The sequence below is a fragment of the Bacteroides sp. AM54-2NS genome, from assembly GCF_003602935.1.
Lineage (GTDB): Bacteria > Bacteroidota > Bacteroidia > Bacteroidales > Bacteroidaceae > Bacteroides > Bacteroides xylanisolvens.
The window spans coordinates 1-21,908 of the sequence record NZ_QTMZ01000051.1 but is presented as its reverse complement, the minus strand read 5'-3'; the positions used below and the strand labels follow the sequence as shown (position 1 = coordinate 21,908).

General features: G+C 43.0%; 8 protein-coding genes and 7 pseudogenes. 11 read left to right on the top strand and 4 right to left on the bottom strand.

Going from position 1 to position 21,908, the window contains the following annotated elements; translation table 11 throughout:
- Nucleotides 1–45: 45 nt before the first annotated feature.
- Nucleotides 46–1,180 (bottom strand): annotated as a pseudogene (gene lpxB, locus DXA05_RS21860) (lipid-A-disaccharide synthase).
- Between the two features lie 92 nt (nucleotides 1,181–1,272).
- Complete coding sequence (gene surE, locus DXA05_RS21855) at nucleotides 1,273–2,040, bottom strand: 5'/3'-nucleotidase SurE (protein WP_008020629.1); 768 nt, start codon at nucleotides 2,038–2,040, stop codon at nucleotides 1,273–1,275.
- Between the two features lie 355 nt (nucleotides 2,041–2,395).
- On the opposite strand from surE, the pseudogene DXA05_RS21850 reads away from it, so the two are divergent.
- The 5 genes and pseudogenes from DXA05_RS21850 to DXA05_RS21830 all read left to right on the top strand — a co-directional run bounded on the left by DXA05_RS21850 (nucleotide 2,396) and on the right by DXA05_RS21830 (nucleotide 8,593).
- A pseudogene (locus tag DXA05_RS21850) lies at nucleotides 2,396–3,158 on the top strand (AAA family ATPase).
- 15 nt (nucleotides 3,159–3,173) lie between these two features.
- Nucleotides 3,174–4,064: a ParB/RepB/Spo0J family partition protein gene (locus tag DXA05_RS21845; RefSeq protein ID WP_004301392.1), complete on the top strand. Its 891-nt coding sequence runs from the start codon at nucleotides 3,174–3,176 to the stop codon at nucleotides 4,062–4,064.
- Nucleotides 4,065–4,951, top strand: a pseudogene (locus DXA05_RS21840) (DUF5683 domain-containing protein).
- Nucleotides 4,952–4,984: 33 nt separating this feature from the next.
- Nucleotides 4,985–6,280: a lytic transglycosylase domain-containing protein gene (locus DXA05_RS21835; RefSeq protein ID WP_128859630.1), complete on the top strand. Its 1,296-nt coding sequence runs from the start codon at nucleotides 4,985–4,987 to the stop codon at nucleotides 6,278–6,280.
- 72 nt (nucleotides 6,281–6,352) lie between these two features.
- A complete protein-coding gene (locus DXA05_RS21830) occupies nucleotides 6,353–8,593 on the top strand; it encodes a RelA/SpoT family protein (protein WP_015532345.1) in 2,241 nt (746 codons plus the stop codon).
- Between the two features lie 36 nt (nucleotides 8,594–8,629).
- On the opposite strand, the gene DXA05_RS21825 is transcribed toward DXA05_RS21830, so the two are convergent.
- Together DXA05_RS21825 and DXA05_RS21820 are read right to left on the bottom strand one after the other, a co-directional pair.
- Nucleotides 8,630–8,974 carry a MerR family transcriptional regulator gene (locus DXA05_RS21825; protein ID WP_004301384.1) on the bottom strand — a complete coding sequence of 115 codons (345 nt, stop codon included), beginning with the start codon at nucleotides 8,972–8,974 and terminating at the stop codon, nucleotides 8,630–8,632.
- 20 nt (nucleotides 8,975–8,994) lie between these two features.
- Nucleotides 8,995–9,962: pseudogene (locus DXA05_RS21820) on the bottom strand (M23 family metallopeptidase).
- Nucleotides 9,963–10,133: 171 nt separating this feature from the next.
- Here DXA05_RS21820 and alaS point away from each other — a divergent pair.
- From alaS to DXA05_RS21790, 6 genes and pseudogenes are all read left to right on the top strand, one after another.
- Nucleotides 10,134–12,751, top strand: a pseudogene (gene alaS, locus DXA05_RS21815) (alanine--tRNA ligase).
- 523 nt (nucleotides 12,752–13,274) lie between these two features.
- Entirely contained in the window at nucleotides 13,275–15,512 is a 2,238-nt protein-coding gene (locus DXA05_RS21810; protein WP_128859633.1) for a GH92 family glycosyl hydrolase, read from the top strand.
- Nucleotides 15,513–15,539: 27 nt separating this feature from the next.
- Nucleotides 15,540–16,097, top strand: coding sequence for an RNA polymerase sigma-70 factor (locus DXA05_RS21805; protein WP_117683350.1), 558 nt, complete (start codon nucleotides 15,540–15,542; stop codon nucleotides 16,095–16,097).
- 34 nt (nucleotides 16,098–16,131) lie between these two features.
- Nucleotides 16,132–17,139 (top strand): FecR domain-containing protein, encoded by a 1,008-nt coding sequence (locus DXA05_RS21800; protein WP_004301377.1) that lies wholly within the window; start codon nucleotides 16,132–16,134, stop codon nucleotides 17,137–17,139.
- A gap of 44 nt (nucleotides 17,140–17,183) precedes the next feature.
- Nucleotides 17,184–19,489 (top strand): annotated as a pseudogene (locus DXA05_RS21795) (GH92 family glycosyl hydrolase).
- Between the two features lie 104 nt (nucleotides 19,490–19,593).
- A pseudogene (locus DXA05_RS21790) lies at nucleotides 19,594–21,857 on the top strand (GH92 family glycosyl hydrolase).
- Nucleotides 21,858–21,908 lie beyond the last annotated feature (51 nt).

Sequence of the window (21,908 nt, the reverse complement as noted above, 5' to 3'; positions counted from 1 at the left end):
CGTGCATTTACTGCATCGGCTTTACGTTTATTCAGAAAAAGAAAGTTATTTTTTCAACAAACGCAGCATTTCACGAGCTGCATGACGAGGAGCACCGGCAGGTCCTAACCGTTCGGCTACATATTCATACCCCGAAAGCATCTCATTTTTATACGCTTCATTTTCAATGATATTTCTCAATTCGCTCTGCATATTCTTCACGGTCATCGTATCTGCCACCAGCTCCTTTACCACTTCACGGTCAGCAATCAAATTAACCAACGAAATAAATCTCACAGTTAAGATATGACGCCGCAAAAAAGAAACCACTTTCCCGATCGGAGTGTAATAACAAACCACTTGAGGAACACGAAACAATGCCGTCTCAAGCGTAGCTGTACCCGAAGTAACTAAAGCTACATCTGCATGCTGCAACAGGCTATAAGTCTGATCGAAAATGATTTTCACTTTCGCCTCTCCTACATATTGTTTATAATACTCGGGAGCAATGGCAGGTGCACCGGCCAAGACAAGCTGATAGTCGGGAAAAGCGGAAGCAGCCTTCAACATATCCGGCAGATTATCTTTGATTTCCTGTTTCCGGCTACCGGCAAGAAGAGCGATAATCGGCTTATCTTCCAATTGATTCTCCGCAATAAAGTGCTCCTTATTTTCGGATGAGCTGCCTGATAGGCTGCCACCTCATCCACCGTAGGGTTTCCTACATAGTGAATGGGGTATTGATGCTTTCCTTCGAAGAATTCCACTTCAAAAGGAAGAATGGAGAAAAGCTCATCTACATCTCGTTTTATATTCTTGATACGGTATTCTTTCCACGCCCATATCTTCGGAGAAATATAATAGTAAACCGGTATCTGTGTCTTTGCATGGACAAACTTGGCAATATCAAGATTGAATCCCGGATAATCTACCAGAATAACAACGTCCGGTTCCCAGGAAACAATGTCCTCTTTGCAACGCTCATATTTGCAAAGATAGTGCGCAGATGGAGTAATACAGGAATAAATCCCATGTATGCCAACTCCTTATAGTGCTTTACCATCGTTCCTCCGACAGCCGCCATCAAGTCACCTCCGAAAAAACGGAAATCAGCCTGCGGGTCTTCTGCCTTTAAGGCAGCCATCAGATGAGAGGCGTGCAAGTCGCCGGAAGCTTCACCGACAATCAGATAATACTTCATTGAGTTGAGAGTTGAGAGTTGAGAGTTGAGAGTTGGTAGGGATAGATGACTAACAGGGCGTCATGCTTTCTTTTTCAACTTTCAAATTTCAACTAATTAAACCATTTATTAAGTTCGTCCATAAAGTGATAAGCCGTCACGTCAACCGTAGTCGGGGTGATAGCAACATAACCATTTGCCAAAGCCCAATGATCGTTCTTCTCGTTTTCAGGTTCATGATCGGTAAATTCACCGGTCAGCCAGAAATAGTTAGGATCATTCAGACGAGGGCAGGCAGCCCATTCATTCGTCCAACGTCCTTTCGCCTGCTCACAGATTTTCACTCCTTTTATATCGGCTGTATCGGGGAAGTTCACATTCAGACAAGTTAAAGGAGGAAGTCCTTTTTCCAAGATCATGGCAGCGATGCTGCGGATATAAGGTCCGGCAGCTTCAAAATCAGCATCGGGTGCATGATTGCACAAGGAGAAGCCAATAGAAGGAATTCCATTCAAACAGCCCTCAAACACCACTCCCATCGTACCGGAATAATGCACGTTAGTGGCAGAGTTATCTCCATGATTGATACCGCCGACTATCAGATCCGGAGTCCGGTCGAGCACTGTGTTTCTTGCCAATTTGATGCAATCGGTCGGTGTTCCCGAACATTTATAAACAGTCAAGCCCACTTCCTTCTTTACTAACTGGTAATGAACCGGCTGCGTCACCGTCAGCGCACACCCACTACCGGAACGCGGAGCATCAGGTGCCATCACTATAATCTCACCCAAAGGGCGAAGAAACTTCACCAGTTCATTAATACCTTTAGCCATCACGCCATCGTCATTCGAAACAAGTATCAACGGCTTCTCTTTTTCCATATATTCAATCCTTTCCTTTTTTATATTCGCACAAAAGTAACAAAAAGAAGCCGTACCACCAAACACCTCCCCGCATCAGATCGAAAAGTCTCTTTCACCCCCACTCCTACCCGTTTACAAATCTTAATCTTCTGCAAGCGAGCAAAAAAAGAAATAAATATCCAATATAAATATGTATATTTGCAAGCTCATAAAGAGAAAGGTAGATGATGAACCTGTCGAAGTTTGGTAACCGTTTCGTCCGACAGTTATTAACAAAACAGGCGACTTATCAACAGAAATTGCAAAGTTTCTCTTTTTTCGTAGGCGCTCTAAGGATTTATCACTTATTTCGCTGCCAATAAATTTAGAGAATATGGGAAAAATTATTGCTTTGGCCAATCAAAAAGGCGGTGTAGGAAAGACAACGACTACGATTAATCTCGCAGCTTCACTTGCTACACTGGAAAAAAAGGTACTCGTAGTAGATGCCGACCCGCAAGCTAATGCCTCTTCCGGTCTGGGAGTAGACATCAAGCAGTCGGAATGCACTATCTATGAATGTATTATTGACAGAGCCAACGTACAGGACGCTATCCTTGATACGGAGATTGATTCTTTGAAAGTAATCTCTTCGCACATCAATCTCGTAGGAGCAGAGATTGAAATGCTGAACCTCCCAAACCGAGAAAAGATACTAAAAGAAGTACTCACACCTTTGAAGAAAGAATATGACTATATCCTGATAGACTGTTCACCTTCATTAGGACTGATTACGATCAATGCCCTGACGGCAGCCGACTCCGTGATTATCCCCGTTCAAGCTGAATATTTTGCTCTTGAAGGTATCAGCAAATTGTTGAATACCATCAAAATCATCAAGTCGAAACTGAATCCGGCTTTAGAAATCGAGGTTCTTACTGACAATGTATGACTCTCGTCTGCGTCAGGCTAATCAGATTTACGACGAAGTGAAACGTCATTTCCAGGAACTGGTGTTCAACACCGTTATTCAACGAAATGTAAAATTGAGCGAGGCTCCCAGCTACGGTGTCCCGACCATCCTTTACGATGCGGAATCTACCGGCGCCAAAAACCACCTGGCTCTTGCTAAAGAGATTATCAACCGAAATAAATAAAAGAAAGAAGAAGATATGGCAACACAAAAAAGAAATGCATTAGGACGTGGTCTCGACGCCTTGCTCTCAATGGATGATGTGAAAACCGAAGGGTCTTCTTCCATTAATGAAATAGAGCTGGCAAAGATTACTGTCAATCCCAACCAGCCCCGCCGTGAGTTTGACGAAACAGCATTGCAGGAACTGGCTGATTCCATTGCGGAAATCGGTATCATCCAACCTATTACCTTACGCAAACTCTCGGACGATGAGTATCAGATCATCGCGGGAGAACGTCGTTATCGTGCGTCACAAAGAGCAGGACTGAAAACGATCCCTGCTTATATACGCACTGCCGACGACGAAAACATGATGGAAATGGCGCTGATTGAAAATATCCAGCGTGAAGACCTGAATGCCGTAGAAATCGCACTTGCCTACCAGCATCTGCTCGATCAGTACGAACTGACACAGGAACGTCTTAGCGAACGTATCGGAAAGAAACGAACGACGATCGCCAACTACCTGCGCTTACTGAAATTGCCGGCTCCAATACAGATGGCCCTGCAAAACAAGCAGCTGGACATGGGACATGCCCGTGCGCTGATTTCATTAGGCGACCCTAAACTACAAGTTAAAATATTCGAAGAAATACAAGAACACGGATATTCAGTCCGCAAAGTAGAAGAAATTGTTAAATCATTAAGCGAAGGAGAAGCTGTGAAAAGCGGCACACGGAAAATAACACCCAAACGTGGCAAACTTCCTGAAGAATTCAACTTATTGAAGCAACAACTCTCCGGCTTTTTCAACACCAAGGTACAACTCACCTGCTCTGAAAAGGGAAAAGGCAAGATCAGTATTCCTTTCGGGAACGAGGAGGAACTGGAACGTATCATGGAAATCTTCGATACGCTAAAGAAGTAAATGACAAGAAAAAGTAAGAAATATCAGTTACTAGTCAGCGCCCTGCTTCTCTGTTTTTTACAGGTGGCAGGGATTGATGTGTATGCACAATCCACAGTTACTCCGGCACGGAAAGATACAACAATCATACAGCGAGAAGCGCCGAAAGCCCGTGCACGAAGGCATCGTGATCCGATTATACAGGACTCGGTGAAGAAGGATTCTATCCAAATCATACCATCCAAAGAACTTCCGGCCATCGACAGTTTGTCAGCTGCTAAAATACAGATAGCGGACAGCTTGGATGCAGCCAATAAGAAAGAGCTGAAAAAGATAGAGCAACCTGCCTCCATTGTTGTAAAGACCGACACTGTGCCGCCACCTGCTCAAGATATTAACAAGAAAATATTTATCCCGAATCCGACCAAAGCAACGTGGCTGGCAGTCGTATTCCCCGGTGGAGGACAGATTTACAACCGTAAATACTGGAAATTACCTATTATATATGGAGGATTTGCTGGTTGTGCTTACGCCTTAAGTTGGAACGGTAAGATGTACAAAGACTATTCGCAAGCCTATCTGGACATTATGGACAGCAACCCGAATACGAAAAGTTACGAAGACTTGTTGCCCCCGAACTCCACTTATAATGAGGAGCAGCTAAAAAACACACTAAAACGAAGAAAAGATATGTTCCGTCGTTATCGGGACCTTAGTATATTTGCTTTTATCGGAGTTACCTGATCTCTATCATCGACGCTTATGTAGATGCAGAGTTGTCTAACTTCGATATAACCCCCGACTTGAGCATGAAAGTAGAACCGGCTGTTATCGACAATAACAACCAGTTCCGCTCCAGCAGTTTAAAAAACAAGTCGGTTGGTCTGCAATGCGTATTACGATTTTAAAAACACAATTTAGATTGATCTTATTATTGAAGCATGAAGAAATTAGTTAACTATTGTTCGATTATTTTTCTTTTACTGGTGGCAACGTCGCAGGTAAAAGCGCAAAGTGTAGATGTAGTGATTCGTGAAAATGGAACTGAACGCAAAGAAAGCATCGACCTGCCTAAAAGTATGACATATCCACTTGACAGTCTGTTGAACGACTGGAAAGCCAAAAATTATATTGACTTAGGCAAAGATTGCAGTACAGCTGAAATCAACCCTTTATTCAGCGACTCTGTCTATATCGACCGCTTGTCACGCATTCCGGCTATCATGGAAATGCCTTATAATGATATTATCCGCAAATTCATCGATATGTATGCAGGACGCTTGCGCAATCAGGTTTCTTTCATGTTAAGTGCCTGCAACTTCTATATGCCGATTTTTGAAGAAGCATTGGATGCATACGGACTTCCACTGGAACTTAGATATCTCCCGATTATCGAATCTGCACTGAACCCCTCTGCCGTGTCACGCGCAGGCGCTTCCGGTCTGTGGCAATTTATGATTGGTACAGGTAAGATCTATGGCTTGGAATCAAACAGCCTGGTAGATGAACGACGCGACCCGATTAAAGCAACTTGGGCTGCCGCACGTTATCTCAAAGAAATGTACGATATCTATGGAGACTGGAATCTTGTGATTGCTGCTTATAACTGTGGCCCCGGTACTATCAACAAGGCAATCCGCCGTGCCAATGGCGAAACGGATTACTGGAAAATTTATAATTACCTGCCTAAAGAGACACGTGGTTACGTACCTGCCTTTATCGCCGCTAATTATGTGATGACTTACTATTGTGACCATAATATTTGTCCGATGGAAACAAATATCCCGGCAAGTACCGACACAGTACAAGTGAACAAGAACCTGCACTTCGAACAGATTGCTGATCTTTGCAATGTACCTTTGGATCAAATAAAGAGCTTGAATCCGCAATATAAGAAGCAAATGATTCCGGGTGACAGCAAGCCTTATACTTTAAGACTTCCTATCGATGCTATCAGTACCTTTATAGATAAGCAAGACACAATCTATGCACATCGCGCCGACGAATTGTTCCGCAACCGGAAAACCGTTGCAGTAAAGGAAATTACCCCCTCAACCCGCAAAACGACAGCAGCTGTTGCCGGTAAAGGCAAACTGACCTACTACACAATAAAAAGTGGAGACACTTTGTCAACTATCGCCGGAAAGTATGGCGTCACAATTAAGGATATACAAAGGTGGAATGGAATGTCCAACACCAAAATTGCTGCAGGAAAACGATTGAAAATATACAAATAAACAGCTTCCTGCTTGCATCGTTCGGAAATTTGCTTATTTTTGCAGAACTAAGCAAGTGAAAGGATAACAATTATGGATAATCTGCCCCCTAAAGAAATAAGTGATGAAGAGATGATCAATCAGGCGTTCCACGAACTACTGAATGATTATCTCAACACTAAACATCGCAAAAAGGTTGAAATCATTACGAAGGCTTTCAACTTCGCCAATCAGGCGCATAAAGGTATCAAACGTCGTTCGGGCGAACCTTATATTATGCACCCGATTGCCGTTGCAAGTATTGTATGTAATGAGATCGGCCTGGGTTCAACTTCTATATGTGCGGCCTTGTTGCATGATGTAGTAGAAGACACTGATTACACAGTAGAAGACATTGAAAATATCTTTGGCCCGAAGATTGCCCAAATTGTGGACGGACTGACCAAGATATCCGGCGGAATTTTCGGTGACCGTGCTTCAGCACAAGCAGAGAACTTCAAGAAGTTACTGCTCACTATGTCGAACGATATCCGGGTAATTCTTATCAAGATAGCCGACCGTTTGCACAACATGCGTACCCTCGGTTCCATGTTGCCCAACAAGCAATATAAGATTGCAGGCGAAACGCTTTACATCTATGCGCCACTCGCCAACCGCCTGGGTCTCTATAAAATAAAAACAGAGCTTGAGAATCTAAGCTTCAAATATGAACATCCCGAAGAATATGCGGAAATAGAAGAGAAGTTGAATGCCACAGCTGCCGAACGCGACAAAGTTTTCAACGACTTCACTGCTCCTATCCGTACACAGTTGGATAAGATGGGATTAAAATACCGGATACTTGCCCGCGTAAAATCAATCTATTCTATCTGGAACAAAATGCAGACCAAGCATGTTCCTTTTGAAGAAATATTTGATCTACTAGCTGTCCGTATCATCTTCGAGCCACGTAACATAGAAGAAGAACTCAACGACTGTTTCGACATTTACGTTTCCATCTCCAAGATATACAAGCCTCATCCGGACCGTCTGCGCGACTGGGTGAGCCATCCTAAAGCAAATGGTTATCAGGCATTGCATGTCACCCTGATGGGTAATAACGGACAATGGATTGAAGTCCAGATTCGTAGTGAACGAATGAATGACGTTGCCGAACAAGGTTTCGCCGCTCACTGGAAATACAAAGAAGGAGGAGGCAGCGAAGATGAAGGAGAGTTGGAAAAATGGTTGAAAACCATTAAGGAGATATTGGATGATCCGCAACCGGATGCCATTGATTTTCTGGATACCATCAAACTTAATTTATTTGCTTCTGAAATATTCGTATTCACCCCCAAAGGTGAGCTGAAGACTATGCCGCAGAATTCTACGGCTCTCGACTTCGCGTTTTCCCTGCATACGGATATTGGCAGCCATTGTATTGGTGCCAAAGTCAACCACAAATTAGTTCCGTTAAGCCATAAATTGCAAAGTGGTGACCAAGTTGAGATCCTGACTTCAAAATCGCAACGTGTGCAACCGCAATGGGAAGTTTTTGCAACCACTGCCCGTGCCCGTGCCAAGATAGCAGCCATCCTCCGCAAAGAGCGTAAAGCAAACCAGAAGATAGGTGAAGAAATCCTTAACGAGTTTTTGAAAAAAGAGGAAATCCGCCCTGAAGAAACCGTTATTGAGAAGCTGCGCAAACTGCATAATGCCAAGAATGAAGAAGAACTGCTGGCCGCCATTGGCAGCAAAGCAATCGTCTTGGGAGAAGCGGATAAGAATGAACTGAAAGAAAAGCAAACCAGTAACTGGAAGAAATATCTGACTTTCTCTTTCGGCAACAATAAAGAGAAGCAAGAAGAAAAAGAGCCGCAAGAAAAAGAAAAGATCAATCCGAAGCAAGTGCTCAAGCTGACAGAAGAAAGTTTGCAGAAGAAATATATCATGGCCGAATGTTGCCATCCTATTCCCGGTGATGACGTATTGGGATATGTGGATGAAAACGACCGGATCATTATCCACAAACGCCAATGTCCTGTTGCCGCCAAACTGAAGAGCAGTTATGGCAACCGTATATTAGCAACAGAATGGGATACACACAAAGAACTATCTTTCCTGGTATATATATATATAAAAGGTATAGACAGCATGGGACTTTTGAATGAAGTCACCCAGGTTATCTCCAGACAACTCAATGTAAATATCCGTAAGCTAACCATCGAAACCGAAGATGGTATCTTTGAAGGAAAAATTCAGTTATGGGTACATGACGTGGATGATGTGAAAACCATCTGTAACAATCTGAAGAAAATACAGAATATCAAACAGGTGAGCCGCGTAGAAGAATAACATTGATCGACACATTCGTTATCGATCAACGTTATTCTACTCCCGCCCATCCAATTCGCGTTTAATAGCCAAAAGCTCTTCTTTTATCGCTTTCAGCTTATTTACAATCTCATAATTACGAACCGTAGCTTCTTTATTATCTTTCAAACGTTGCCGGGCACCGGGAAGTGTCATGCCTTTTTCTTTTACCAAATGATAGATAAGACCGATCGTTTCTACGTCTTCTTTGCGGTACTGACGTATTCCTCTTCCCGCTGTCTTAGGAGAGATTTGCGGAAATTCCTTTTCCCAAAAACGGAGCAATGACGGATTGACTCCGAACATATCGGCAACCTCTCCTATTGAATAATATAGCTTCAATTCTTTATCTGTATTAAGCATAGCACTCCTGTTTTAAGATTTTAATCGAATACTTTACCATGATTGGCTGCCAACTGAATCATCTTTTCATAATCTTCGGCACTCAAATCCATGAAATAATAATTGACCGGATTCACTACCTGCCTTTCACGTGCACTTCATAATGCAAATGCGGGCCGGTACTTTTTCCTGTACTACCCACTTTTCCGATAATCTCACCACGTACCACTTTCTTTCCGACTTTCGTATTAAATCCCTGCAAGTGAGCATACCGAGTAAGATACCCGAAACCATGATCTATCTCAATAGTATTACCGTATCCGGTTTCCCATCCCACTTTCACCACTGTTCCGTTTCCGGTAGCATAAACATCCGTTCCCGGATGAGCAGAGAAGTCCATGCCTGCATGGAACTTTGTCGTACCATAAATAGGGTCGATACGTGTACCATAACCGGATGCTGTCTGACGAAGATCTTTATTCGAAATAGGCTGTATGGCCGGAATACATTTCAGCATCTCATCATGGTTCTTACACATATCAATCACATCATCGAAAGATTTCGACTGGATATAAAGCCTTTTGGAAAGCACATCCAACTTTTGAGTCGTATTCACCACCAGCTTGGCATTCGCCAAATCCATCAGTTCTTCGTAACGGTTCGTCCCGCCATAACCTGCCTGACGAATAGCCGGAGAAACAGGATCTGCCTGTAAAATCACCCGATACAGATTATCGTCACGTTGCTGAATATCCTGAAGCACCCCCATAGCGTCGTCCAAACGCCGGGAAAGCACATTGTACTGCGCCAAAAGACGGCTGTTTTCAATTCTTAATTCCTTCTCCGACGGAGAACCAAAAATCAAAAGCAATACAATAAAGCAACCTGCTCCCAACCCCATTCCATAGAAAAGCCGACGCAGGATACTAAGCGCACGCTGCCGTACGGTAGGGTAAATTCGATCATAAGTCTGGGTCTGTGGATTATAGATGTAGTATACTTTGCGCATCTTTTTGGAAATATTTCGCTTGTTAATACGGCAAAAGTAATAAAAACAAGCTATCTTTGCACAGTTTTTACGAATTTATGAGTTGTGATTTATGATTTATTGGGGATTCCTCCCCTCTCTCATATCCCACAGCCCATAATTCATAATTCATAAATCATAATTCTTCATTATATGTTGACTGCAAAAGAGATCAGAGATTCATTCAAGAATTCTTTGAGTCGAAAGGACACCACATCGTTCCCTCGGCTCCGATGGTGATTAAAGATGACCCTACCCTGATGTTTACGAACGCGGGTATGAACCAGTTTAAAGATATTATTTTGGGTAACCATCCGGCGAAATACCAAAGAGTCGCGGACTCGCAAAAATGTTTGCGTGTAAGCGGAAAGCATAATGACCTGGAAGAAGTAGGACACGATACGTACCACCACACCATGTTTGAAATGCTTGGTAACTGGTCGTTCGGCGATTACTTCAAGAAAGAAGCGATCAGCTGGGCGTGGGAATATCTGGTAGAAGTCTTGAAACTGAATCCGGAACATCTCTATGCAACCGTATTTGAAGGAAGTCCTGAAGAAGGATTGAGCCGTGACGACGAAGCTGCTTCCTACTGGGAACAGTTCTTGCCGAAAGATCACATCATCAACGGTAACAAACACGACAACTTCTGGGAAATGGGTGATACAGGACCTTGCGGACCTTGTTCCGAAATCCATATCGACCTCCGTCCTGCTGAAGAACGTGCCAAGATCTCCGGTCGCGACCTCGTGAACCACGATCACCCGCAGGTAATTGAAATCTGGAACCTCGTGTTCATGCAATACAACCGCAAAGCAGACGGCAGTCTTGAGCCGCTTCCTGCCAAGGTTATTGATACCGGTATGGGATTCGAACGTCTTTGTATGGCTCTGCAAGGCAAAACATCCAACTACGACACAGACGTATTCCAGCCAATGTTGAAAGCTATTGCAGCAATGTCGGGTACAGAATATGGAAAAGACAAGCAACAAGATATTGCTATGCGTGTGATTGCCGACCATATCCGTACCATTGCATTCTCAATCACAGATGGCCAGTTGCCGTCTAATGCAAAGGCAGGTTATGTGATCCGCCGTATCCTTCGCCGTGCTGTTCGTTACGGATATACTTTCCTCGGACAGAAACAGGCATTTATGTATAAGTTGCTTCCTGTATTGATTGATAACATGGGAGAGGCTTATCCTGAACTAGTTGCACAAAAGACACTGATTGAAAAAGTAATCAAGGAAGAAGAAGAATCATTCCTCCGCACTTTGGAAACTGGTATCCGTCTATTGGACAAGACAATGGAAGATACCAAAGCCAATGGAAAAACTGAAATCAGCGGTAAAGATGCCTTTACTTTATATGATACATTCGGTTTCCCGCTCGACTTGACAGAGCTGATTCTCCGTGAAAACGGAATGACTGTCAACATTGAAGAGTTCAATGAAGAAATGCAGCAACAGAAACAGCGTGCACGTAATGCTGCCGCCATCGAAACTGGTGACTGGATTGTACTGAAAGAAGGAACTACTGAATTCGTTGGTTACGATTACACTGAATACGAGGCTTCTATCCTTCGTTACCGTCAGATCAAACAAAAGAACCAGACATTGTATCAGATTGTACTCGACTATACTCCGTTCTATGCAGAAAGTGGTGGTCAGGTAGGTGATACAGGTGTATTGGTGAGCGAGTTCGAGACGATTGAAGTGGTCGACACAAAGAAAGAGAATAATCTTCCGATACATATTACCAAAAAGCTACCCGAACATCCGGAAGCTCCGATGATGGCTTGTGTAGATACCGACAAACGTGCTGCCTGCGCAGCCAATCACTCGGCGACCCACTTGCTGGATGCTGCTTTACGTGAAGTATTGGGTGAACACATCGAACAGAAAGGTTCATTGGTTACACCGGATTCATTGCGTTTCGACTTCTCTCACTTCCAGAAAGTGACCGATGAAGAAATCCGTAAAGTTGAACATATCGTCAATGCAAGAATCCGCGCTAATATCCCATTGAAAGAATATCGCAATATTCCTATCGAGGAAGCTAAGGAGTTGGGAGCTATCGCTCTCTTTGGTGAAAAGTATGGCGACAGAGTTCGTGTGATCCAGTTCGGCACTTCTATCGAGTTCTGTGGTGGTACACATGTAGCTGCAACCGGAAATATCGGTATGGTAAAAATCATCTCCGAAAGTTCTGTTGCTGCCGGCGTTCGCCGTATTGAAGCTTATACCGGAGCACGCGTGGAAGAAATGCTGGATACGATACAAGATACACTTAGCGACTTGAAGGCTCTCTTCAATAATGCTCCTGACTTAAGAATTGCAATCCGTAAATATCTGGATGAAAATGCAGGATTGAAAAAGCAGGTAGAAGACTTCATGAAAGAGAAAGAAGCAGCTTTGAAGGAAAGACTACTGAAAAATGTACAAGAGATCCACGGTATCAAAGTAATCAAGTTCTGTGCCCCACTACCGGCAGAAGTAGTGAAGAATATCGCTTTCCAGCTTCGGGGTGAAATCACAGAAAACTTGTTCTTCGTAGCCGGAAGTACAGACAATGGCAAACCGATGCTGACAGTAATGCTTAGCGATAATTTGGTTGCTGGTGGTCTGAAAGCTGGTAATCTGGTAAAAGAAGCTGCAAAACTGATTCAAGGTGGCGGCGGTGGCCAACCTCACTTCGCTACTGCAGGAGGTAAAAATGCTGATGGACTACCGGCAGCAGTTGAAAAAGTACTGGAGCTGGCAGGAATCTAAGAATAAATAAAAGAGGCTGTCTAACAAGCCCCGAAAAAAAAGAAATCACCCCTGTCAGAGTTTGTTCTGATAGGGGTGAAATCGTTAAAAAGAGACTTATAGACAACCTCTTTTACGTAAAGATTTAAATTAGACGCGTCTGAATAAATACATAAGAAACTCCCTATTAATATAGAAAAAAATAGTGACGGTATATGCACAGGATAGTGACGGTATCGCAGGCATATAGCGTCACTATTTGCATCGGATAGCGTCACTATTTTACAGAAGTGAATTCACCAACAACAATTTCAGCTTGAATCCCCTTTTGAATCCCCTATAAAAGCATCGGGGAAGGATATTTCCTACCCTCCCCCAAAAACCAACAAACCCGGTAAAAAATAGAAGTCTATTTGTCTCTTTCTAAAAATATTAGCTTATAATTTAGGCTTGTCACAGTTTTTTTCTACCTTTGTGACCAGATTAATTATTTTTCTTATCCTTCAAATAAATAAAATAAGTAATCACTAATACCTAAAGAATGATGAGAACACCTGCTTATCTATGCCTGCTGTTAACCTGCATGCTCATTTCTTGTACCCCTACGCAAGAGAAACACGAAATAGATTACACATCTTATGTAAATCCATTTATCGGAACAGACTTCACTGGAAACACTTATCCTGGTGCCCAAGCTCCTTTCGGCATGGTGCAACTTAGCCCGGACAACGGACTCCCCGGATGGGACCGTATCTCCGGTTATTTCTATCCGGACAGTACGATTGCCGGTTTCAGCCACACACATCTTTCCGGCACTGGAGCGGGAGATTTGTATGACATCTCTTTCATGCCTGTCACTCTTCCCTACAAAGAAGCGGAAGCTCCACTTGGCATCCACTCTAAATTCTCCCACAAGGATGAAAGTGCTCATGCCGGTTATTATCAAGTACGCCTGACTGATTATAACATCAACGTCGAACTGACTGCCACCGAGCGTTGTGGTATCCAACGTTATACGTTTCCGGAAGCCCAATCTGCTATCTTCTTAAATCTGAAGAAAGCCATGAACTGGGATTTTACCAACGATTCTCATATCGAAGTCGTAGACTCCGTTACCATTCAAGGTTACCGTTTTTCCGACGGCTGGGCACGCGATCAACACATCTATTTCCGCACCCGATTCTCCAAGCCTTTTGAGAAAATGGAACTGGACACAACTGCCATCATCAAAGACAATAAACGTATCGGCACCGCTGTTATCGCCCGCTTCGATTTCAATACCCAAAAGGATGAACAGATATTAGTAAACACTGCCGTTTCCGGTGTCAGCATGGAAGGAGCAGCCAAAAACCTGCAAGCTGAAGTCCCCGAAAATAACTTCGACAAATACTTGGCGGAAACAAAAGCAAACTGGAACCGCCAGCTCGGAAAGATTGAAATAAAAGGTGATAATGAGAACGATAAAGTGAACTTCTACACTGCTCTCTATCACTCAATGATTGCTCCAACTATTTACAGTGATGTAGACGGAGCTTACTACGGTCCCGATAAGAAAGTACACCAAGCCGACGGCTGGGTTAATTATAGCACTTTCTCCCTATGGGATACATACCGTGCCGCCCACCCGCTCTTTACTTATACCGAACCCGAGCGTGTCAACGACATGGTGAAATCCTTCATCGCCTTCTACGAACAGAATGGCCGTCTGCCAGTGTGGAACTTCTACGGAAGTGAAACAGACATGATGATCGGTTATCATGCTGTTCCTGTTATTGTAGACGCCTATCTGAAAGGAATCGGCGACTTCGACGCAAAGAAAGCCTTGGATGCTTGCATAGCAACGGCTAATCTGGATAATTACCGCGGCATCGGACTCTACAAAGAATTAGGATACATACCTTACAACGTAACAGACCACTACAACGCAGAAAACTGGTCGTTATCCAAAACACTGGAATACGCTTTCGATGACTATTGCATTGCCGAAATGGCGGAGAAGATGGGCAAACAAGACATTGCGGACGAATTTTACAAACGTTCTCAAAACTACAAGAATGTATATAACCCCGCCACTTCTTTCATGCAGCCACGTGACGACAAAGGCACCTTTATCAAGGATTTCAAAGCCGATGACTATACGCCACACATTTGCGAAAGCAACGGATGGCAATACTTTTGGTCTGTACAGCATGACATTAACGGACTGATCGACCTTGTAAGAGGTAAAAACCGATTTGCCGAAAAACTGGACAGTATGTTCACCTATCATCCGGCAGCAGATGACGAACTACCTATCTTCAGCACGGGCATGATAGGACAATATGCGCATGGCAATGAACCGAGCCATCATGTTATTTATCTGTTCAATGCTATAGGACACGAAAATCGCACACAAGAATATGTAGCCAAAGTGATGAACGAGCTCTACAAGAACGAACCAGCCGGTCTTTGTGGCAACGAAGATTGCGGACAGATGTCAGCATGGTATGTATTCAGTGCGATGGGATTCTACCCCGTCAATCCCGTCAGTGGAAAATACGAGATAGGTACTCCCCTATTCCCGGAAATGCAATTACATCTGGCGAATGGAAAGACTTTCACCGTACTGGCCCCCAAAGTGAACAAAGAAAATATCTATATCCAATCCATCAAAATAGATGGAAAACCGTATGACAAAACATATCTTACTCACGAGCAAATCATGAGTGGAGCAACTGTCGAATTCGAAATGAGTAACACCCCTAAAGCAATTGGAGTCATATTCGAAGAAAATAACCCATAAGCCAAACCTGAACAACCAATTGAGAGAATGAACGAAAACTTCGATATAACCTATAAAGCACTATTTCGCCGGTACTATCCCAGCCTGATTTTCTATGCAACCCGTCTGGTGGGAGAAGAAGAAGCAGAGGATGTAGTGCAGGACGTATTTGTAGAATTATGGAAGCGGAAAGACCACATAGAGATAGGCGACCAAATCCAGGCCTTTCTCTATCGTGCCGTTTACACCCGTGCCCTTAACGTCTTGAAACACCGCAGTGTGGAAGACGGTTATTGTGTTGCCATGGAAGAAATCAACCAAAGACGCGCAGAATTCTATCAACCGGACAACAACGAAGTAATTCGGAGGATCGAAGATAAGGAACTCCGCAAGGAAATTCATGATGCAATTAATGAACTCCCTGACAAATGCAAAGAGGTTTTCAAACTTAGCTATCTGCATGATATGAAAAACAAGGAAATAGCCGATATTCTCGGAGTTTCACTCCGCACGGTGGAAGCCCATATGTATAAGGCTTTAAAATACTTGCGTGGCCGACTTGATCCTCTTTGGACGATTCTTTTCTTATTTTTATGGCGATTATAATAAGTGTTTTTGCGTTTTGAATTGTATTACTAATATGAAGGAAAAGAAAATGAGTAATCTGAGTGAAGAAATAATAAACAGATATCTGACAGGACAGTGTTCTGAAGAAGAGCTTATCGAGGTCAATGCCTGGATGAAGGAATCGGAAGAAAATGCCCGCCAGCTCTTTCGTATGGAAGAAATTTATCATTTGGGTAAATTCGACCAGTACACTGATGAACAACGGATACTTCGTGCGGAAAAACAACTCTATAAAAAGCTGGACGAAGAGAAAGGTAAACAGAGCAAAATACTAAGCATGCATCGCTGGATGAAATATGCCGCAGTGATTGCTGTGATGTTGGTCATGGGTGGTGGAGTCGGATATTGGTTCTATCAAAACGGAAACAATCAACAAATGATGGTTGCAGTAGCCAGCGAAGGCATTGTTAAGGAAGTAGTCTTGCCGGATGGCAGCAAGGTTTGGCTGAACAATGCAGCAACCTTGAAATATCCACGTGAGTTCTCCGAAAAGGAACGCAATGTCTACCTAGAAGGAGAAGCTTATTTTGAGGTCACCAAAAACCGCCATAAGCCATTCACCGTTCAAAGTGATGCAATACGCGTACGCGTATTGGGAACTACGTTCAATTTAAAATCCGATAAGCGTTGCCGGATAGCGGAGGCGACACTTATTGAAGGTGAGATTGAAGTAAAAGGCAATAAGGAAGAGGGGCAGATTATCCTCACTCCGGGACAACGTGCGGAACTGAACAAAAATAATGGACGATTGACCGTGAAACAAGTGGATGCCAAGTTGGATGCTGTTTGGCACGATAATCTGATTCCATTCCAAAAAGCAGATATCTTCACCATCACCAAAGCGCTGGAGCGTTTCTATGATGTGAAAATCATTCTGTCTCCTGACATTCAGACGGGTAAAACTTACTCCGGTGTACTGAAAAGGAAATCGAATATCGAGTCAGTGTTAAAATCATTGCAAAACTCTATACCTATTGATTATAAAATTGTCGGAAACAATATCTTCATTTCTCCCAAATAAGAAGTAAAAGATGAACCGGCTAAAACTTAAAAGCTATTAATACCATGAAATTAAAAACATTCCTAATAGTAGGATGTTTAGGAGGTTTATTCACACTTAGCTCCTGCACAGCCCCCACTAATGTAAAAGACTATAGTGCTTACGTCAACCCTTTCATCGGTACCGGTGGACATGGTCATACCTTCCCTGGAGCGGTAGTTCCCCACGGGATGATTCAGCCCAGTCCGGACACCCGGATCGATGGTTGGGATGCTTGTTCCGGTTATTATTATGCCGACTCTACCATCAATGGCTTCTCACACACACACGTCAGCGGTACAGGTTGTTGCGACTATGGAGATGTCTTGCTCATGCCAACTGTGGGTAAGCAACAATATCGTACAACCGATCCCCAAAGCCAGCGACTAGCATACGCTTCCTCTTTCTCACATAAGAATGAAATCGCAGAACCAGGATATTATTCTGTCTTTCTTGATACTTATCAGGTGAAAGCTGAAATTTCATCCACCAAACGAGGAGCAATCCATCGCTATACTTTTCCCGAAAACACCGAATCCGGATTTATCATCGACCTGGATTACAGCCTGCAACGACAGACTAACTCCGAGATGGAAATAGAAGTAATAAGCGATACGGAAATCTGTGGACATAAGAAAACAACTTATTGGGCTTTCGACCAATACATCAACTTCTACGCTAAATTTTCCAAACCATTCTCTTATACGCTCGTTACGGATTCTATCACCATGGACAATGGCAAACGGCTTCCTGTCTGCAAAGCATTATTGCATTTCAACACCAGTAAAGACGAGCAGGTTCTTGTTAAAGTAGGTGTGTCCGCTGTCGATATTGCCGGTGCACGGAAGAACGTTGAATCAGAAATTCCCGGATGGGATTTCGAGAAAGTACGTAAAGACGCACGTACGGCATGGAATGAATATCTTTCCAAAATTGATATTACAACTTCCGATAAAGAAGATAAAGCCATCTTCTACACGGCCCTCTATCATACGGGAATCAGTCCAAATCTGTTCACTGATGCAGACGGACGTTATTTAGGAATGGATCTTGAAGTGCATCAAGGAGACACCCTTAATCCGATATACACTGTATTTTCTTTATGGGATACTTTCCGTGCGCTACATCCGCTAATGACTATCATTGATCCTGATCTGAATAATCACTTTATCAATTCGTTAATTAAGAAGCATCAGGAAGGTGGGATATACCCATGTGGGACTTGGCTTCCAATTACACCGGCACTATGATTGGTTATCATGCTGTTCCGGTCATCGTGGATGCCTACATGAAAGGGTATCGCAATTTTGATGCCAAAGAGGCTTATAAAGCCTGCCTGCGTGCCGCCGAATATGACACTACCGGCATCAAATGTCCGGATTTGGTATTGCCTCATCTCATGCCTAAAGCAAAATATTATAAGAATGCCATCGGATATATCCCTTGTGACCGCGAAAACGAATCAGTGGCCAAAGCTCTGGAATATGCGTATGATGACTGGTGTATCTCTATCTTTGCAGAAGCAATGAGTGATTTTGAATCCAAAGCAAAGTATGAACGCTTTGCCAAGGCGTACGAATTTTATTTCGACAAATCAATCCGCTTCATGCGTGGACTGGACTCAAAAGGTGAATGGCGTACTCCATTCAATCCGCGTGCATCTACTCACCGCAGCGATGATTATTGTGAAGGAACAGCTTGGCAATGGACTTGGTTTGTGCCGCATGATGTAGAAGGATTAGTCAATCTGATGGGTGGAGAAGATGCTTTTGTCCAGAAACTCGATTCCTTATTCTCGGCCGATTCATCACTTGAAGGTGAGACAACCTCATCAGATATCAGCGGACTTATCGGGCAATATGCACATGGAAACGAACCAAGTCACCATGTGATCCATCTATATAACTACGTTAACCATCCTTGGAGAACTCAAGAGTTGGTGGATAGCGTTTACCGAAGTCAGTATACCAACAGTATAGACGGTCTTTCGGGCAATGAGGACTGCGGTCAGATGTCTGCCTGGTATATACTCAACTCTATGGGATTCTATCAGGTATGTCCCGGCAAGCCGGTATATTCCATCGGACGTCCTGCCTTCGACAAAGCAGTTATCAATCTGCCTGAAGGAAAGACTTTCAGTATTGTAGTAAAGAATAATGGGAAAAAGAATAAATACATTGAAAGTGTATTGCTGAACGGTAAAGCTCTAAACATTCCATTCTTTAACCATCAGGATATTGCGAATGGAGGAACGATGGAAATCAAGATGACCGATCATCCTACGAAATGGGGAGTCCTCTCTCCGGCTCTCTCCTCCAAAGAAGAGGAATGAGTTGGTACTAGCTGTTCAAATTGAATAAAAAAAACAAAACCTTGAAAAATAAATTGGCTCAATCGATTTCTGATTCGATTGAGCCATAAATAATAAATAAGACCATGAAAAAGTATCTCCTATTAGTATGCGCATTAAGTTGTATCGTCTTTGCAAAAGCCAAAGACTGGACGCAGTATGTCAATCCGCTTATGGGTTCTCAATCTAGTTTCGAGTTATCAACAGGTAATACTTATCCGGCCATTGCCCGTCCGTGGGGGATGAATTTCTGGACTCCACAAACAGGAAAGATGGGAGACGGATGGCAATACACTTATACGGCTAATAAGATTCGTGGATTTAAACAAACACATCAACCCAGTCCGTGGATTAATGATTACGGACAATTCTCTATTATGCCTGTAGTAGGCAAACCGGAATTCAATGAAGAGAAGCGTGCCAGTTGGTTTGCCCACAAAGGAGAAACTGCCACTCCTTATTATTATAAAGTATATCTTGCAGAGCATGATGTAGTGACAGAAATGGCTCCAACCGAGCGTGCCGTTCTTTTCCGTTTCACTTTTCCGGAAAACGATCATTCGTATGTTGTAGTGGATGCCTTTGATAAGGGATCGTATATTAAGGTTATTCCGGAAGAAAACAAGATTATCGGTTACACGACCCGCAACAGCGGTGGAGTTCCCGAAAACTTTAAAAATTACTTTATTATTGAATTCGACAAGCCTTTCACTTATAAAGCTACGGTAGCCAATGGCAATCTGCAGGAAAATGTTACCGAACAGACAACAGATCATGCCGGAGCCATTATTGGTTTCCAAACACATAAGGACGAACAAGTACATGCAAGAATTGCTTCTTCTTTCATCAGTTTTGAACAGGCAGCTTTAAATATGAAAGAGTTGGGCAAAGATAATATCGAACAGCTAGCCCAAAAAGGAAAAGAAGCGTGGAACCAAGTATTAGGCAAAATAGAAGTAGAAGGAGGCAATCTCGACCAATATCGCACATTCTATTCTTGTTTATATCGTTCATTGCTCTTCCCACGCAAATTCTACGAACTGGATGCTGCCGGACAACCTGTTCATTACAGTCCTTATAATGGGCAAGTATTACCGGGGTATATGTATACCGACACAGGCTTTTGGGATACTTTCCGTTGCCTATTCCCGTTATTGAACCTAATGTACCCGTCAGTCAACAAGGAAATGCAGGAAGGTCTGATCAATACATATAAAGAGAGCGGTTTCTTCCCGGAATGGGCAAGTCCGGGGCACAGAGGCTGTATGGTTGGTAACAACTCTGCTTCTGTCTTAGTGGATGCTTACATGAAAGGAGTGAAAGTGGACGATATAAAAACATTGTATGAAGGGCTGATTCACGGAACGGAGAATGTACATCCACAAGTATCATCAACAGGACGTCTGGGATATAAATATTACAATAAACTGGGCTACGTGCCTTATGATGTAAAAATCAATGAGAACGCCGCACGCACGTTGGAATATGCATACAATGACTGGTGTATCTACCAACTGGCAAAGGAACTTAAACGTCCGAAAAAAGAGATTAATCTTTTCGCAAAACGTGCCATGAACTACAAGAATCTTTTCGATAAGGAATCTAAGTTAATGCGTGGACGCAACGAAGATGGTACATTCCAATCTCCTTTCTCTCCGCTGAAATGGGGAGATGCTTTTACGGAAGGAAATAGCTGGCACTATACTTGGTCGGTATTCCACGATCCTCAAGGATTGATTGACTTGATGGGTGGAAAAGAGATGTTTATCACCATGATGGATTCTGTTTTTGCCGTACCTCCTATTTTTGATGATAGCTACTACGGCCAAGTGATTCATGAAATCCGTGAAATGACTGTGATGAATATGGGTAACTATGCACATGGCAATCAACCGATTCAGCACATGATTTATTTATATGACTATGCAGGACAACCTTGGAAAGCCCAATACTGGTTGCGTCAAGTAATGGATCGTATGTACTCTCCTACTCCGGACGGCTATTGTGGCGACGAGGACAACGGACAAACTTCTGCCTGGTATGTATTCTCGGCATTAGGTTTCTATCCTGTTTGTCCGGGAACGGATGAATATATTATAGGTGCTCCGTTATTCAAGAAAGCTACACTCCATTTTGAAAATGGCAATAGTTTGGTTATTGATGCTCCGAATAATAGTAAGAAAAAATTTTATGTCAATTCGATGAATGTCAATGGTGCTGATTACACTAAAAATTATCTCGACACGAAAATTTGCTCAAGGGAGGTACGATCAATGTTGAAATGAGTAATCAACCTAATCAGAATAGAGGAACTAAAGAAGAAGATATGCCCTATTCTTTCTCTGAATAGAGGAACTAAAGAAGAAGATATGCCCTATTCTTTCTCTAAGCAACAATAATC